General features: G+C 70.0%; 12 protein-coding genes, 1 pseudogene and 1 riboswitch. Of the genes and pseudogenes, 6 read left to right on the top strand and 7 right to left on the bottom strand.

Annotation, left to right across the window (positions count from 1 at the left end; all coding sequences use genetic code 11):
* Nucleotides 1-40 precede the first annotated feature (40 nt).
* From G8A07_RS20245 to G8A07_RS28300, 3 genes and pseudogenes are all read left to right on the top strand, one after another.
* Nucleotides 41-1,270 carry a hypothetical protein gene (locus tag G8A07_RS20245; protein ID WP_195793772.1) on the top strand — a complete coding sequence of 410 codons (1,230 nt, stop codon included), beginning with the start codon at nt 41-43 and terminating at the stop codon, nt 1,268-1,270.
* Between the two features lie 538 nt (nt 1,271-1,808).
* Nucleotides 1,809-1,967 (top strand): hypothetical protein, encoded by a 159-nt coding sequence (locus G8A07_RS20240; RefSeq protein WP_195797995.1) that lies wholly within the window; start codon nt 1,809-1,811, stop codon nt 1,965-1,967.
* A pseudogene (locus tag G8A07_RS28300) lies at nt 1,964-2,188 on the top strand (DUF1090 family protein); the annotation flags it as partial. The gene G8A07_RS20240 and the pseudogene G8A07_RS28300, both read left to right, overlap by 4 nt.
* 61 nt (nt 2,189-2,249) lie before the next feature.
* Here the strand turns inward: G8A07_RS28300 and G8A07_RS20235 are convergent.
* Together G8A07_RS20235 and G8A07_RS20230 are read right to left on the bottom strand one after the other, a co-directional pair.
* Nucleotides 2,250-4,163 (bottom strand): TonB-dependent receptor domain-containing protein, encoded by a 1,914-nt coding sequence (locus tag G8A07_RS20235; RefSeq protein ID WP_195793771.1) that lies wholly within the window; start codon nt 4,161-4,163, stop codon nt 2,250-2,252.
* Between the two features lie 81 nt (nt 4,164-4,244).
* A riboswitch (cobalamin riboswitch) is annotated at nt 4,245-4,496 on the bottom strand.
* 11 nt (nt 4,497-4,507) lie between these two features.
* Nucleotides 4,508-5,572, bottom strand: a complete 1,065-nt coding sequence (locus G8A07_RS20230; protein ID WP_195793770.1) for an NAD(P)H-binding protein — start codon at nt 5,570-5,572, stop codon at nt 4,508-4,510.
* A gap of 153 nt (nt 5,573-5,725) precedes the next feature.
* Here G8A07_RS20230 and G8A07_RS20225 point away from each other — a divergent pair, with 153 nt between their 5' ends.
* The gene (locus G8A07_RS20225) at nt 5,726-6,337 is read left to right on the top strand and encodes a TetR/AcrR family transcriptional regulator (protein ID WP_249937071.1); all 612 of its coding nucleotides are present in this window, start codon (nt 5,726-5,728) and stop codon (nt 6,335-6,337) included.
* Here the strand turns inward: G8A07_RS20225 and G8A07_RS20220 are convergent, their stop codons facing one another.
* The 5 genes from G8A07_RS20220 to G8A07_RS20200 form a co-directional block, all read right to left on the bottom strand.
* Entirely contained in the window at nt 6,338-7,975 is a 1,638-nt protein-coding gene (locus G8A07_RS20220) for a hypothetical protein (protein ID WP_195793768.1), read from the bottom strand.
* A gap of 154 nt (nt 7,976-8,129) precedes the next feature.
* Nucleotides 8,130-10,538, bottom strand: a complete 2,409-nt coding sequence (locus tag G8A07_RS20215) for an excinuclease ABC subunit UvrA (protein ID WP_195793767.1) — start codon at nt 10,536-10,538, stop codon at nt 8,130-8,132.
* Nucleotides 10,539-10,569: 31 nt separating this feature from the next.
* Complete coding sequence (locus G8A07_RS20210; protein ID WP_195793766.1) at nt 10,570-10,983, bottom strand: VOC family protein; 414 nt, start codon at nt 10,981-10,983, stop codon at nt 10,570-10,572.
* A 38-nt stretch (nt 10,984-11,021) separates the two neighbouring features.
* Complete coding sequence (locus G8A07_RS20205) at nt 11,022-11,468, bottom strand: helix-turn-helix transcriptional regulator (protein WP_195793765.1); 447 nt, start codon at nt 11,466-11,468, stop codon at nt 11,022-11,024.
* 53 nt (nt 11,469-11,521) lie between these two features.
* Nucleotides 11,522-13,036 carry a short-chain fatty acyl-CoA regulator family protein gene (locus G8A07_RS20200; protein WP_249937070.1) on the bottom strand — a complete coding sequence of 505 codons (1,515 nt, stop codon included), beginning with the start codon at nt 13,034-13,036 and terminating at the stop codon, nt 11,522-11,524.
* A gap of 119 nt (nt 13,037-13,155) precedes the next feature.
* On the opposite strand from G8A07_RS20200, the gene G8A07_RS20195 reads away from it, so the two are divergent.
* On the top strand, nt 13,156-14,667 hold the full coding sequence (locus G8A07_RS20195; RefSeq protein WP_195793764.1) for a CoA-acylating methylmalonate-semialdehyde dehydrogenase: 1,512 nt from the start codon (nt 13,156-13,158) through the stop codon (nt 14,665-14,667).
* Between the two features lie 15 nt (nt 14,668-14,682).
* Complete coding sequence (locus G8A07_RS20190) at nt 14,683-15,843, top strand: acyl-CoA dehydrogenase family protein (RefSeq protein ID WP_195793763.1); 1,161 nt, start codon at nt 14,683-14,685, stop codon at nt 15,841-15,843.
* The last annotated feature ends 18 nt before the right edge of the window (nt 15,844-15,861 follow it).

Raw genomic sequence — 15,861 nt, 5'->3', positions numbered from 1 at the left:
ATCGCTGCTGACAAGACCTGGCACGCGAGGCTCGGCTACGATGGCCGCCCTAAGCTGCAAAGGCCTCGTCAACATGCGCTTCTTCTCATCGATCTCGGCGTTCGCAGGGCTGCTGCTCGCGGCGCTCATCGGTACCGTTCACGCCGCCGCACCGCCCCCCCTGCGTACCAAGCTGACGCTGACCCATGTCGCCGCCGACAAATGGCGCGCCGACTACCTGTTCGCCGAACCCGTCACGGCGATCGACCTGGGCGCGCAGATCGGACCGTACCGCAAGATGGCGTGGCGCCCGCTGACGCCGGGCGCGACGCTGGTCGCAGACAAGGACAGGGAAAGCATCCGCAGCGCCGAGCCCCTGACCCGGCTGAGCGTCGAGATCAGCGCCTACGACGGCTTCGACGTGGGGCACTACGCGCCGATCGACCGCTTCTCCGACGGCGGGTGGGACTTCTATCTCGGTTTCCTGCATGGCGCGCTGTCGCAGGGCGGACGCAAGCGGACGATGGACGTCGCACTGCGATTGAAGGGCTTGAGCGGCGAGACGGTGATCGCGCCGATCAAACCCGGCGGCGATCTGGCGGGCTATGCCTACTTCGGGCCGCAGGAACCGGTTCGCATGGGCAATGTCGACGTCATCATCGATCCGAAGGCGCCGGCCTGGCTGCGCGAAGTGCTCGAAGAGACCACGGCGAAGGTGTCGCGGTTCTATGAGCAGGCGTTTCAACGCAAGCTGTCCGCGACCCCGCTGATCTCGGTCGCCGTGGTCGGCTTCGACGGCGGGCCGAGCAGCTTCAATATCAAAGGTGGCGTGGCCGGCGGCGGCATCGCCTATCGCCTGCAAGGGGGCGGGCTCGTCTATGACCATCCGAAGAAGCGCAGCTACTTCGCGAGCCTGGTCGCGCACGAGATGGCGCATGTGTGGCAGGTCAATCTGGCGCGCGGCGGCATCGGCGAGAACGACTCGTGGATCCACGAAGGCGGCGCCGAGGCGATCATGCTGGATGCCTTGCAGGCGACCGGCATCTTCAGCGCAGAAGCGCGCGACCAGTATGCGCAGAAGCTGCTCAAGGAATGCGAGCAACTCAAGGACGACCTGACGGTCTATCGCGGCTTCTACGCCTGTGGATTCAAGCGCTTCCACGGCTTCGCGATCGCACCGTTGCCGCTGTGGCGCGCCATGATGGACAGCAGCGAGGCCAGCGGCGAGCTCTATTCGGAGCCGATGCTGCGCGCGATTCTCGCCAGGGGCGCGCAGGGCGCTGCTCGCTAGATTTCAGCGAATATGACGAAGAAGCCATCCAGCAGTCGCTGCCCGAGCCTGAGGGCAAGGGCGCTGCCCCAGGACTGAGGGATCCACTCCCATCGAGGACGTATCGAGGGGCCACGCGTTGGTCTCCTCTACGGTGCACGACACCGCGGTGCTGGGTGCATCGCAGACGCCTTCATATATATGGAGCGAGCCCTTGGGTACTGCCTGTTGGCACGGTACGCGCACCTGCACTGAATGCACTCAGCCTTCATGCTCAATCCCTTCTGGGCGGCTGAGTACGTGTTGCTGGCCGTGCTTCGGTTTCGGTTCCAGACGAAAGGCGAAATTGCGGCCGATGCGGCGCTGCACTCGCCGCCCCGGTACTGAGAGCTTGTCAAGCAGATGAACTCGGCCCCAGAGCTTGCTTCTCTGCTCGCTGCAATGCAGAAGTTCGACAGCTACGTTTCCCGGGTGCCGGGGCACGTTAAGGAACGCTACCCGACGGCTGGCGAGACAAAGCAGACGTATGAGAAGAAGCGGCCCAACGTGAAGCTTGGAGATGGAGGAAGCCAGCAGCGTGCCAACCCACCTACTTGCGCGTCTTGCGATGCTCGAGAGCAGAGATCTCTACCTCGAGCAGAACGAGTTTTCCATCGTGTACCCAAACAAGAGGTATCACGGAGAACTGGAGGCAGGCGACATCCTCAAGGCGGGTTGACGGTCTTGATCCAGACGCGGCGTGACGGACGCCGAGGCACGACAGACCTGCGCCGCGAAACGAGGCGGACATCTAGGCGCAGATCGTCGAAGTCCAGGGGCGGTAACCCGCAGCGGGTGGCCGGCCTGAAGCGGGCGCTGCTCGCCACCGAAACTCAATGCGGCGAGGCCTCGCTCGCCCGCGAGCGGCAGGGCCGCATCGACAGGACCGAACGGGAGGTGGCCCGACGGTATGCGTCCGGCCAAGTCATCGTGACGTCCGGCACGAGGCCGCCGCGGGCGCTCAGAAGCCCTGGTTGTCGAAGCGCAGGCCGATCCAGGCCTGGCGACCCAGGTCCTGGTAGTCGCGCACCGGCTCGATGCGGCGGTCGGCGGCGTTCAGCAGCTTGGCCTCCAGGCGCCATTGCGGCAGGAAGCGCCAGCTGGCGCGCAGGTCCAGCACCGCGTAGGCGCCCAGCCTGACATTGCCGTCCGGCCGTGCGCCGACGCCGGTCAGCGAGGCGCCGGCGTTCCAGGCGCCGGCCTCGTAGTCGGCCGACAGGCTTTCCTGGTGCGCGGCGCGGCGCGTCACGCGGTCACCGGTGCGGTCATCCTTGGCGTCGAGGAAGTCCAAGGTCGCGCGCAGGTTCAAGCCGCCCCAGCGCTGGGTGGCGCTCAGGGTCGCGCCCTTCAGGGTCGCGCGGGCCAGGTTCGCGGGGCAGCCGGACTGGCCGGGCGGGCAGATCTTGCCGGTGTTGTCGGGGCTGTAGACGATCAGGTTGCGCGTGCTGTTGCGGTAGACGGTCAGGCCCGCGCTTGCATCGCCGGCGCTCCAGGCCAGGCCCAGCTCGGCGCTGCGGCCCTCCTCGGGGTGCAGGGTGGCGACGCCGTAGCCGGGGTAGTAGAGGTCGTTGAAGGTCGGCGCGCGGAAGGTCTTGCCGGCCAGCGCGCGCAGCTTCAGCTGCGGGCTCAGCGCATAGCTGGCGCCGATATTGCCGGTGTTGGTGTCGCCATAGGCCGAGTTGTCGTCGCGGCGCAGGCTGGCCTCCAGGCCGATCGCGTCGCCGGCGCCGAACTGCCCGGCGTAGCCGGCGATCACGGCCTTGTTGCGGCGCGTCGGTGCGCCCGTGATCACATTGCCGGCCACCTGCTCGCGCAGCTGCTCATAGGCCAGCACCAGCTGCTGGCCGGGGGCGAAGCGCAGCGCGTTCTGCCAGGTCAGCTGTTCGCGCTCGGTCTCGTAGCTGCTGAGCAGATTCGCGCCGCTGACCAGCTCGTCCTTGCCCTTGGCGAGCTGCAGGCTGGTGGTCCATTGTTCGGAGATGCGGCCGCGGTAGTCGAGCGCGAGCAGCCGCGCCTTCAGATGGTTGCGGAAATCCGGCGAGGCATCCTGCTTGAAGTCGGGCGGCGGGCCGTACTCGCTGCCGTCGAACTGCGCGTTCAGCTTGTTCTGGCTGGCCGAGAGGCCCAGGCGATGGCCCGCGAGCGGCGTGAAGCCCAGGCGCAGCTGGGCGCTGTCGCGCTTGAAGCCATCGCGGTCCGGGTTGAAGTTGCCGAACAGGTCGCCGCTCTGGCGGATCGCCGAGATGCCGCGGCTGCTTTCGCGCGCGACGCTGGCGGCATAGTCGAAGCCGCCCAGCATGCCGCTCGCCTCCAGATGGCCCTCGCGCGAGCGCTCGCCACCGATGGCCAGGCGTGCGCCCAGATGGGGCGTGGCGCCCGCCTCGCCGCGACGGGTGATGATGTGGATCACGCCGCCGACCGCGTCGGCGCCGTAGAGGCTGGAGGCCGGGCCGCGCAGCACCTCGATGCGCTCGATCTGTGCCAGGCTCATGTTCTCGAAGTTGGCCTGGCCCAGGGTGGCGGAGCCGACGCGCACGCCGTCGATCAGCACCACGGTGCTGCTGGTGCCGGTGCCGCGCAGGAAGTAGCCGGCGTTCTGGCCCGGGCCGCCGTTGCGTGCCAGCTGCAGGCCGGCATGGCGGCGCAGTGCCTCCTCGACCGAGCTCAGGCCGCCGTCGCGCAACGCCTCGCGGTCGATCAGCACCACGTCGGCCACGCTGGCGCTCAGCGGCTGGGCCTCGCGCGTGCCGGTCACGACGACCGGGGCCAGGTGTTGCTGCGCGCTGGCGGCGAGCGGGGCGAGGGAGAGGAAGGCGGCGACGGCGAGGGCGCGGCGCGGCATACCGGACGGGCAGGACGGATGTGGATACAACATGGTGGGAGGGGGACTGAATGGCAACTGCCGGGACTGCATGTCCGCCGCTTCCCCGCGGCCGCATGCGATATGGAGGCGCCAGGGGCGCCGCCGCTTGTTGGCCGGTATCCGGGCTGGCGGAAGTGGGACCGCTGTTCCCTTCCCAGGCGCCGCGGCACCCAGTGGGTCTCAACAGGGGCGCGGGCGTCGCGGCCGAATCCGCAGTAGCTTCACCCGCCTTCCGCTTACCGTTGCGGGGGCAGCTCAGCTTGGGCCGCTGCGCGGCCCCGCTGATTCCCGTTGAACTGCGCGGGCCGGACGGCCGTTGCGAGCACCAACGCGGGAATGATAGCGAGCGGAGCCGCTCAGCCGGGCAGGGCGTCGCCGAACAGCTCCAGCGCGTGGCCACGATGCAACGCGGCCAGCAGCGCCGCGGGTGGCACCGCCTGGGCCAGCGCCAGCGCACCGCTCGGTTGATGGCCGGCCGCGTGCAGCTGCCGGGCGGCCTCGACCACGATCGGCGCGGTCACCGCGTAGATATCCTGGCCGCGCACGCCGGCCTCGCGGATGCTGCCGTCCGTCATCCGCAGCCGCAGCACCAGTTCGAAGCGCTGGGCCGAGCGCCCGCTGGCATCGACCGCCGCGGGCGGCGGCGTGGTGCTGTCGCGGATGTCTTCCAGTGCCGAGCGGTTCAGCAGCGAGCGGATGCTGCGCGCCTGCAGATGCCGGGCCAGCGTGATGATCTCGCTGAAGGGCAGCTCGACCATGTCCATGCGGCCCAACGGCGCGGCGAAGGACCAGTCCCGCGCCTCGGTCTGCGGCAGCAGCGGCGCCAATGCGCCGTCGCGCAGCACGAGGCGCGGCACCTTGTTGCGCTCGCCGGTCACGCGGGTGCCACTGGTGGGCCACCAGCGATCGAGCCCGATCGCCACGGTGATCTCGTCGATCGCCTGCGCCGGCGCGCCGGCCGCGGCCAGGGCACTGGCCAACAGATCGGCCAGGCCGCCGTAGAAGCCCGCCGCCGGCGTCACGACCCGGCCGGCGGCGCGCGCCGCCGCGTCGAAATCGGCGAACAGGGCCTGGGCGCTGGCCTGTTCCGCGGTTACGTCGAGGTAATGGCTGCCTGCCCGCAGCGCGGCGCGCGCCACCGGCACCGCGGTGTCGAGGAAGGGGCCGGCGCAGTTGATCACCACCGCACAGCCGGCGAAGGCCCGCGCCAGGCCTTCCGGGTCGTCCAGCGCGGCGACGCGCCGCTCGACCTCGGGCGGCAGGCCCTGCTCGAGCCGCGCGGCATCGCGGCCGACCGCCACCACCGGAAGGCCCTGGCGAAGCGCCTCCCGGACGACGAAACGGCCGGTATGACCGGTGGCGCCATAGACGGCGATCGGGGCCGAGGCGGGTGGCTGGGCGGTGAAAGCGTGCTGGGTCATCGAGATCTCCTATGAATGATACAGACCTGTCTGTTCTTTAAAGATTACAGACAGGTCTGTAGCATGTCAAGCATGGTCAGCAAAACCGTTCTTCGATCGCCTTCCTCGCTTCCGTCCGCTGCATCGCCGTCTGCGGCGTCCCGCCCCGCGCCAGTGAAGCGAGCGGCGGCGGGCAAGGCCGCGGCCGAGCCGGCCGCCGAGCTGCGCGAGCGCATCCTCGACACCGCCTCCCGGCTGTTCTACGAGCGCGGCGTGCGCGCGGTCGGGGTGGATCTGGTGGTGCAGGAGGCGGTGATCGCCAAGACCAGCCTGTACCGCTACTTCCCGACCAAGGACGATCTGATCGTCGCCTTCCTGGAGCGCGAGGACCAGGAGTTCTGGGCGCTGTGGGACAGCGTGGCCGAGGCTCATGCGGAGGATCCCGCCGGCGAGCTGGCCGCCCATCTGCGCTGGATCGGCGCGCGCCTGGCCCGCGCCAACTACCGCGGCTGCCCGCAGATCAATGTCGCGGCCGAGTTCGCCGAGCAGGACCATCCGGCGCGCCGGGTGGCGCAGCGCCACATGCTGGCGCTGCGCGGCCGTCTGCAGGACATCGCCCGCCGGCTCGAGGGCGTGCGCCAGCCGGACCGTCTGGCCGCCCAGCTGGCGGTGCTGGTCAACGGCGCCTTCGTCAGCTCGGGCCTGCTCGATGCCGACGAGGCCACCGAGGTGCTGCTGGCGGCGCTGCAGTCGCTGCTGGACGGGGCGCGCGGGCGGCGGGGCTAGTCAGCGGAACATGCGCTGCACCACCTGCCCATTGCTGAGGCCGCCCTCATTGCCCAGGGTCGAGGGCGAGGCGAGGTTCCAGCAGGCCAGATGCGCCAGCGCGTTGACCATGATGGGCGTCAGGTAGAGCTGGGTAACGGTGTCGTAGAGCGGGAAATCGTCGACGCTCTCGATGTCCAGCCAGGCGCGCGTCTCGAAGGGCAGCTGCTGCCACCAGCTGGAGACGTTGTCGTTGTAGACCCACAGCAGTTCGACCGATTCCTGCGCCGGCACGTCGAACCAGCTGTTGGGCAGCACCTTCAGGACCTGGCGCACCATCAGCGCGCCGCCGGCGTTCTTGGCGGCCAGCAGCTTCTGCTGCAGCTCGGCGAAGGCGCTGGTCTCGAAGACCTGGTTGTGGCGGTACAGCCGCGCCGCGCCCTCGCCGGGCTGGTTCGGGCCATAGGGCACATAGCCGACGCCGGCCGCGAAGGGCTGCAGGCCGAACAGCGGCGGGATGTCGTCGGAGAGGATCACGTCGCGCCGGGCCGGGTCGCGGCTGATGCCCTCGTCGGTGTTGACGAATACGATCAGGCGCGGCACGCCGCGCGCCAGCATCGCGTTGACACCCAGGTTCTCCAGGCTGCCGCCATCGGCGAAGCGGTAGTTGAGCGCCGGCTGGCTGGCGCGCGCCTGCAGCGGCCAATAGGGATAGCGCGGCACCAGCCCCTTGAAGTCGGGGTACTGCTCCTCGAACAGCTGGGCGAAGGCGGCGCTGCTGCAGCCGGCGATATCGGACAGCGAGTACAGGCGCGCGGGCCGGCTGGTCGTGACCAGGCCGGGCGCGGCATCGCCCTGATAGGTGCTGCCCATCGCGAAGGATTCCAGCAGCCCGCCGCCGATCGCGCCCGGCTGCTGCTGCGCATTGGCCGGGAAGTTCGCCCGCACGCCCAGCATGAAGTTCGCCTCGAAGGGCATCAGGTCCGCATCGGTGGCGTCGCTGCTGAACAGGCTGGTGTTGAGGATGGGGAAGGGGCGCTGGCGCTGCACCGTGATGAAGTCGCTCACCTTCAGCCCCGGGTTGCGCGCCAGCGGGCCGCCGGCCGTCTTCAGATAGGCCTCGGACCAGCTGAAGCTGCGGCGGTCGAAGCCGTCGGCGCCCGGCAGCCACAGGCCGTAGGGCTTCAGCACCAGCTCGCCGATCAGGCCCTGCCAGAGATCGGAGTTCGCATAGCCGTAGGTTTCCTTGAGCTGATACAGCGTGTCGATGATGTCCAGCGGATCCAGCCGGGTCGGCACCCGGCCGAGGTTGTTCGGCGTCTGCCGCTCCAGCACCGACAGGCTCAGCGCGCGCGGATCGAGGATCACCTCGCCGAGGAAATCGTCATCCGAGATGCCGGCCGGCAGGTAGGTGAACAGGCTGTTGGCCCAGGTGCCGCCGGAGACCGAGGAGCTGGCGAACACCTGATCCAGCAGGCCCAGGTAGCGCAGCGCGCGCAGCTGCCCCATCGCGCAGGACAGGGCGCGGCTGCCGCCGCCGGAGAAGCACAGGCCGACCGAGCGCGGGCCGGCCTGCGGGGCCGGATTGGCGTCTGTGGCATCGGCGATTTGGCCCAGCGGCAGGATGCGCGCGTTGAAGGTAGGGGAAGAAGCATTCATGACCGACTCCCTGAGCAGCCGTCATGACGAGGCCGCCCCGCCGGCCGACGGCGGACCCGCGCGGGACGGGCGGGCCCGGACATGGGCGCGCCTGTCCTATGAAACGCAAACGCGCGGCCGGACCCGACATGGGGGCCGGCCGGGCGCGTCGCGCTCAGGCGCCGATGTAGTCCGCCAGATGCTGGCCGGTCAGGGTCGCGCGGGCCTGCACCAGCGCGGCCGGCGTGCCCTCGAAGACGACGCGGCCGCCGTCATGGCCGGCGCCGGGGCCGAGGTCGATGATCCAGTCGGCATGAGCCATCACCGCCTGATGGTGCTCGATCACGATCACCGACTTGCCGGCATCGACCAGCCGGTCCAGTAGGCCCAGCAGTTGCTCGACATCGGCCAGGTGCAGGCCGGTGGTCGGCTCGTCCAGCACATAGATGCCGCCCTTCTCGGCCATCTGGGTCGCGAGCTTGAGGCGCTGGCGCTCGCCGCCGGACAGGGTGGTCAGCGGCTGACCAAGGCTCAGATAGCCCAAGCCCACATCGGCCAGGCGCTCCAGGATCACATGCGCGGCCGGCGTGCGCGCCGCGCCCTGGCCGAAGAACTCGCGCGCCTGGGCCACCGGCATCGCCAGCACCTCGCTGATGTCGCGGCCGCCCAGCTTGTACTCCAGCACCGAGGCCTGGAAGCGCTTGCCCTCGCATTCCTCGCAGGGGGCCGAGACGCCGGCCATGGTCGCCAGGTCGGTGTAGATCACGCCGGCGCCGTTGCAGGCCGGGCAGGCGCCCTCGGAGTTGGCGCTGAACAGCGCCGGCTTGACGCCGTTGGCCTTGGCGAAGGCGCTGCGGATCGGGTCCAGCAGGCCGGTGTAGGTGGCCGGGTTGCTGCGCCGCGAGCCGCGGATCGCGCTCTGGTCGACCGTGACCACGCCGGGCTGCGGGCTGACCGAGCCGTGGATCAGCGAGCTCTTGCCGGAGCCGGCCACGCCGGTCACCGCGACCAGCACGCCCAGCGGGATGTCGACATCGACCTTGCGCAGATTGTGATTGCAGGCGGCGCGCACCTGCAGCGCGCCGCTGGGCTTGCGTAGCTTGGGCTTGAGGCGGGCGCGGTCGTCCAGGTGCCGGCCGGTCAGGGTGCCGCTGGCGCGCAGGCCGGCGACGCTGCCCTGGAACACCAGCTCGCCGCCGCCGGCCCCGGCGCCGGGGCCGAGGTCGACCACATGGTCGGCGATCGCGATCGTCTCCGGCTTGTGCTCGACCACCAGCACGGTGTTGCCCTTGTCGCGCAGGCGCAGCAGCAGCTCGTTCATGCGCTGGATGTCGTGCGGATGCAGGCCGATGGTCGGCTCGTCGAACACATAGGTGACATCGGTCAGCGAGGAGCCGAGGTGGCGGATCATCTTGACGCGCTGGGCCTCGCCGCCCGACAGGGTGCCGCTGGGGCGGTCCAGCGACAGATAGCCCAGGCCGATCTCGGCGAAGGCGTCCAGCGAATGCCGCAGCGCGGTCAGCAGCGGCGCGACCGCGGGCTGCTTCAGGCCGCGCACCCAGTCGGCCAGGTCGCTGATCTGCATCGCGCAGGCATCGGCGATGCTGAGCTTGCCGATCCTGCAGCCGCGCGCCGCCTCGCTGAGCCGGGTGCCCTGGCATTCGGGGCAGGTCTGGAAGGTGATCGCGCGGTCGACGAAGGCGCGGATATGCGGCTGCAGCGCGTCGACGTCCTTGGACAGCATCGACTTCTGGATCGCCGGGATCAGGCCGGTGTAGGTCAGGTTGATGCCGTCGACCTTGATCTTGGTCGCCTCCTTGTGCAAGAGGTCGTGCAGCTCGCGCTTGGTGTATTTGGCGATCGGCTTGTCGGGGTCGAAGAAACCGCAGCCGCGGAAGATGCGGCCGTACCAGCCCTCCATGCTGTAGCCGGGGATGCTCAGCGCGCCCTCGTTGAGCGACTTGGTCGCGTCGTAGAGCTGGGTCAGGTCGAAATCGCTGACCGAGCCCATGCCCTCGCAGCGCGGGCACATGCCGCCGGTGCGCGAGAAGGTCTGCTTGACCGCCTGGCCGGCGCTGGCGCCTTTCTCCACCGTGATCACGCCGGTGGCCTGCACCGAGGGCACGTTGAAGGCGAAGGCGCTGGGCGGGCCGATCTGCGGCCTGCCCAGGCGGCTGAACAGGATGCGCAGCATCGCGTTGACATCGGTGACCGTGCCGACCGTGGAGCGGGCATGGGCGCCCATGCGCTCCTGGTCGACGATGATGGCGGTCGTGATGCCCTCCAGCAGGTCCACCTCGGGCCGCGCCAGGGTCGGCATGAAACCCTGCACGAAGGCGCTGTAGGTCTCGTTGATCAGGCGCTGCGACTCGGCGGCGATGGTGTCGAACACCAGCGAGCTCTTGCCGGAGCCGGAGACGCCGGTGAACACCGTCAGCCGGCGCTTCGGGATCTCGAGGTCCAGGTCCTTCAGATTGTTCTCGCGCGCGCCGCGCACGCGGATCAGGTCGTGGCTGTCGGCCTGATGCGCTTGCGATTGCGGCGCGGCGGCGGCGCTGCTGCTCTTCTTCTTGCTGGTGCTCATGCTGCTGGGGGCTCCCTGGGGGCTGGTGGCCTCAGGCCTTCTGCTGCTGGATGCGGATCATGTTGCCGGCCGGGTCGCGCACGCCGCAGTCGCGCACGCCATAGGGTTGCTCGGTCGGCTCCTGCACGATCTCGGCATCGCTGGCCTGCAGGCGCTCGAAGGTGGCGTCCAGGTCCGGCGTGGCCAGCAGGATCATCGCGTAGCTGCCCTTGGCCATCATCTCGGCGATGCTGCGGCGCTCGTCCTCGGTCAGACCGGGCGTGGCGGCGGGCGGATACAGCACGATCGAGGTGCCGGGCTGGCCCTTGGGGCCGACCGTGATCCAGCAATTGCCGCCGTACTCCACCTGCTGGCGGACCTCGAAGTCCAGCAGGTCGCGGTAGAAGGCCAGCGCCGCGGCGGCGTCGTTGTGCGGCAGGAAGCTCGAGTGGATGCGGATGTCCATGGGGTTCTCCTTGGAGGTGGTGGGTTGGTGGCGCCAGTCTAGGAGGCCGCTTCGTCGGGCGCTTCTCGATTCCTGATCGGTCGCGTCACCTGCTTGGCGACGCAGGAGGGCAGGCCCGCCGTCTGCTGCTCTACGGCCTGGCTGCGGAAGGCGCTGGGCGACATGCCGACCAGCTCGGTGAAGCGGGTGCTGAAGGTGCCCAGCGAGGCGCAGCCGACCTCGAAGCAGACCTCGGTGACGCTCAGGTCGCCGCGCCGCAGCAGGGCCATCGCGCGTTCGATGCGCCGCGTCATCAGATAGGAATAGGGCGATTCGCCATAGGCCTGGCGGAACTGCCGGCTCAGATGCCCGGCCGACATCGCCGCGCCGCGCGCCAGCGCCTCGACGTCCAGCGGCTGCGCGTAGTCGCGGTCGATGCGGTCGCGCACGCGGCGCAGCCGGGCCAGGTCGCGCAGCTGCTGCGCCGGGGTGGTCTTGTTCGTCACCGGCCGCATCCTGCCATCAGGCCCCGGCCGGCTCAAGCGGCGGGGCGGATGCTTCAGGCGCTGTTGAAACGGTACGACACCAGCGACTCGCGGTCGCTGTCCGCCAGCAGCGGCTTGCCCGCCGGCGGGAAGGCGCGCTGCACGCAGCGCTCGCGCGGGCAGACCCGGCAGCCGGGGCCGATCGGCACCGAGGGCACCGCCTGCGCCGCGCCGCGCAGCGCCAGGCCGTCGGCATAGACCAGCTCATGCGCATGACTCAGCTCGCAGCCCAGGCCGATCGCGAAATGCTTGCGCTGCGCGCGGTAGCCGCCGCCGCCATGGCGCTCGATGGTGCGGGCGATGCCGAAGAAGCGGCTGCCGTCCGGCATCTCGGCCACCTGGCTCAGGATGCGGCCCGGCTGGGCGAAGGCCTCGTGCACATTCCACAGCGGGCAGGCGCCGCCATGGCGGGCGAAGTGGAAGGCGGTCGCGCTCTGGCGCTTGGAAATGTTGCCGGCCTGGTCGACCCGCACGAAATAGAAGGGCACGCCGCGCGCGCCGGCGCGCTGCAGGGTCGACAGGCGGTGGCAGACGGTCTCGAAGCCGACCTGGAAGCGCTGCTGCAGCAGCTCGATGTCGTAGCGGCAGCCGCGCGCGGCGGCCAGGAAGGGACCGTAGGGCAGCAGCACCGCGCCGGCGAAGTAATGCGCTAGGCCCTGGCGCGCCAGCGCGCGGGTGGCCTCGTCGGAGAAACCGGCCTCGCGCACCTCGGCGGCGATCGCCTCGGCCGCGGCCAGCAGCGCGTACTGGGTGGCGAGCTGGAAGGCCTGCTGGGCGTCGGTCAGGTGCGCCGGCAGCAGCAGGCGCCGGCGCCGCGCGTCGTAGTGGCGCAGCAGGCCCGCGCCCTCGTCGTCGGCCGCGTCGCCTCCCTCCTGCACCTCGACCGTGACGCCGCAGCGCTGCAGCAGGGCCTCGCGCAGCGGCGCCGCGCGCTGGTTCGGGCCGAGGGTCAGGTCTTGCGCCAGCGCCTCGGCCAGGCGGTCCAGGCCGTCCAGGTGGTTGTTGCGCCGGTTGAAGAAGTCGCGCACCTCCTCATGCGGCAGCGGCGCGGCGCTCCAGGCGCGTGCGCCGGCCGGGTCAGCGCCCTGCTCGCCATAGAAGCGGTCGATCAGCTGGGCATGCTCGTCCTGCAGGCGCTGATGCCGCTGGTAGAGCGCCAGATAGGCCTCGGCCAGCTCGGGCGCCTGCTCGACGATGCGCGCCAGCTGAGCCGCGGGCAGGGGCTCATGGGCCAGGGTGCGGTCGTGCAGCGCGGCGTCCAGCTCGCCGAGCAGGCGCTTGTCCTGCTCCTCGGAGAACTGCGCCACATCGCCGCCGAACACCTCGGCCAGTTTCAGCAGCACGCCGGCGGTCACCGGCCGCTGGTTGGTCTCGATCTGCGAGACATAGCTGAGCGACAGCGCCAGCCGCGCCGCCAGCTGGCTCTGGTTCCAGCCCTGCTGCTCGCGCAGGCGCCGCAGGCGCGGGCCGACGAACAGCTTGCGGCCGCCGGGCTCCGCCTTGGGATTCACAAAGTTCGCAGATTTCACCGATTGTTTGCGAAGTGATTTGCAAGTTTTCCTTTTCACATCAAGCACTTGTTGAGTGATGTGAAGCGTGTGGATAGATTCTGTGTGAAATCAAACCAGCCGTCCAGGAGACGAAAACGATGAGCCGCGATGTCCTGCCCCAGGTGCCCTTGCTGATCAATGGCGAGTTCGTGCAATCGCGCAGCAGCGAGTGGCGCGAGGTGATCAACCCGGCCACCCAGCAGCGCCTGGCGCGCGTGCCGATGGCCACGCCGGACGAGGTGGCGGCCGCGGTGGCCGCGGCCCAGGCCGCCTTCAAGACCTGGCGCAAGACGCCGATCGGCCAGCGCGCGCGCATCTTCCTGAAGTACCAGCAGCTGATCCGCGACAACCTCAAGTCGCTGGCCGCGACCCTGACCGCCGAGCAGGGCAAGACCCTGGCCGATGCCGAGGGCGATGTGTTCCGCGGGCTGGAGGTGGTCGAGCATGCGGCCAATATCGGCAGCCTGCAGATGGGCGAGCGCGCACACAACGTGGCCGGCGGGGTCGACACCTACACCCTGCTGCAGCCGCTGGGCGTCTGCGCCGGCATCACGCCCTTCAACTTCCCCGCGATGATCCCGCTGTGGATGTTCCCCATGGCGATCGCCAGCGGCAACACCTTCGTGCTGAAGCCCTCCGAGCAGGACCCGCTGGTGACGATGCGCCTGGTCGAGCTGGCGCTGGAGGCCGGCGTGCCGCCGGGCGTGCTGAACGTCGTGCATGGCGGCGAGGCGGTGGTCAACGCGATCTGCGACCACCCGGACATCAAGGCGATCTCCTTCGTCGGCTCGACCAGGGTCGGCACCCATGTCTACCAGCGCGCCAGCCTGGCCGGCAAGCGGGTTCAATGCATGATGGGCGCGAAGAACCATGCCATCGTGCTGCCCGATGCGCACAAGGAGCAGACGCTCAACGCGCTGGCCGGCGCGGCCTTCGGCGCCGCGGGCCAGCGCTGCATGGCGCTGTCGGTGGCGGTGCTGGTCGGCGCGGCGCGCGCCTGGGTGCCGGAGCTGGTCGAGCGCGCCAAGCGCCTGGCCGTCGGTGCCGGCGACTCGGCGACGACCGATGTCGGCCCGCTGATCTCCTGCGCGGCCAAGGAGCGGGTCGAGGCCCTGATCGCGCGCGGCGTGGCCGAGGGCGCCCGGCTGGAGCTGGACGGCCGCCTGCCGCCGCTGCACGGCGCCTTGAAAGACGGCAACTTCGTCGGCCCGACCATCTTCAGCGGCGTCAAACCCGGCATGGTGATCTACGAGCAGGAGGTGTTCGGCCCGGTGCTGGTGATCGTCGAGGCCGAGACCCTGGACGAGGCGATCGCGCTGATCAACGCCAATCCGAACGGCAACGGCACGGCGATCTTCACCCAGTCCGGCGCCGCGGCGCGCCGCTTCGAGGAGGAGATCGACGTCGGCCAGGTCGGCATCAATGTGCCGATCCCGGTGCCGGTGCCGCTGTTCTCCTTCACCGGCTCGCGCGCCTCCAAGCTGGGCGACCTGGGGCCCTACGGCAAGCAGGTGATCATGTTCTACACCCAGACCAAGACGATCACGGCGCGCTGGTTCGATGACGACGCGGTGACCTCCGGCGTCAATACGACGATCACGCTCAAGTAAGGCCGGGCGCGAGCGATGGACTTCGAGCTGAACGAGCAGCAGCGCGCCTTCGCCGACGCGGCACGTGCCTTTGCGCACAGCGAGCTGGCGCCGTTCGCCGCGCAATGGGACCGCGAGCAGACCTTCCCGCGCCAGGCCATCCGCGCGGCGGGCGAGCTGGGCTTTTGCGGGCTCTATGCGCCCGAGCGCATCGGCGGCCTGGCGCTGCCGCGGCTAGACGCGGCGGTGGTGTTCGAGGAGCTGGCCGCGGCCGACCCGTCGACCACCGCCTTCATCACCATCCACAACATGGCGGCCTGGATGCTGGGCACCTGGGGCAGCGACGCGGCCTGCGAGCGCTGGGGCGCCGACCTGGCCAGCGGCCGCAAGCTCGCGTCCTACTGCCTGACCGAGCCCGGCGCCGGCTCCGACGCCGGCGCGCTGAAGACGCGCGCCGAATGGGACGGCGCGCATTGGATCATCCATGGCGGCAAGGCCTTCATCTCCGGCGCCGGCGCCACCGATGTGCTGGTCCTGATGGCGCGCACCGGCGGCGCGGGGCCGGCGGGCATCTCGGCCTTCGTGGTGCCGGCCGATGCGCCGGGCATCGTCTATGGCAAGAAGGAGCACAAGATGGGCTGGAACAGCCAGCCCACGCGCACCATCGCCTTCGACGGCGTGCGCGTCGAGGCCGAGGGCCTGCTGGGCGAGGAGGGCCAGGGCTTCAAGTTCGCGATGAAGGGCCTGGACGGCGGGCGCATCAATATCGCGGCCTGCTCGGTCGGCGCGGCCCAGGGCGCGCTGGATGCGGCGCGCCGCTACCTGCATGAGCGCGAGCAGTTCGGCCGCGCGCTGGCCAATCTGCAGGCCTTGCAGTTCCGCCTGGCCGACATGGCCACCGAGCTGGTGGCCGCGCGCCAGATGGTGCGCCTGGCCGCCGCCAAGCTCGACGCCGGCCATCCCGAGGCCAGCACCTACTGCGCGATGGCCAAGCGCTTCGCGACCGACGCCGGCTTCTCGGTCTGCAACGAGGCGCTGCAGCTGCATGGCGGCTATGGCTATCTGAACGAGTTCCCGCTGGAGCGGCTGGTGCGCGACACGCGCGTGCACCAGATCCTCGAAGGCAGCAACGAAATCATGCGCGTGATCGTCTCGCGGCGCCTGCTACAGGCCGATGCGGCCGACGCGATCCGCTGAACCCATCTTTCTTCCTTC

Origin of the sequence: Roseateles sp. DAIF2 (assembly GCF_015624425.1) — a bacterium.
Lineage (GTDB): Bacteria > Pseudomonadota > Gammaproteobacteria > Burkholderiales > Burkholderiaceae_C > Kinneretia.
Note: the sequence above shows the minus strand (reverse complement) of the source record. Positions and strands in the feature narration are given on the sequence as shown.

What these genes read in the sequence shown, in the direction of transcription:
- G8A07_RS20210 (WP_195793766.1), bottom strand. Translation starts at nt 10,983, where the DNA reads ATGGACATCCGCATCCACTCGAGCTTCCTGCCGCACAACGACGCCGCC.
- G8A07_RS20240 (WP_195797995.1), top strand. Translation starts at nt 1,809, where the DNA reads ATGGAGGAAGCCAGCAGCGTGCCAACCCACCTACTTGCGCGTCTTGCG.
- G8A07_RS20190 (WP_195793763.1), top strand. Translation starts at nt 14,683, where the DNA reads ATGGACTTCGAGCTGAACGAGCAGCAGCGCGCCTTCGCCGACGCGGCA.
- G8A07_RS20230 (WP_195793770.1), bottom strand. Translation starts at nt 5,572, where the DNA reads ATGACCCAGCACGCTTTCACCGCCCAGCCACCCGCCTCGGCCCCGATC.
- G8A07_RS20235 (WP_195793771.1), bottom strand. Translation starts at nt 4,163, where the DNA reads ATGTTGTATCCACATCCGTCCTGCCCGTCCGGTATGCCGCGCCGCGCC.
- G8A07_RS20220 (WP_195793768.1), bottom strand. Translation starts at nt 7,975, where the DNA reads ATGAATGCTTCTTCCCCTACCTTCAACGCGCGCATCCTGCCGCTGGGC.
- G8A07_RS20195 (WP_195793764.1), top strand. Translation starts at nt 13,156, where the DNA reads ATGAGCCGCGATGTCCTGCCCCAGGTGCCCTTGCTGATCAATGGCGAG.
- G8A07_RS20215 (WP_195793767.1), bottom strand. Translation starts at nt 10,538, where the DNA reads ATGAGCACCAGCAAGAAGAAGAGCAGCAGCGCCGCCGCCGCGCCGCAA.
- G8A07_RS20245 (WP_195793772.1), top strand. Translation starts at nt 41, where the DNA reads ATGGCCGCCCTAAGCTGCAAAGGCCTCGTCAACATGCGCTTCTTCTCA.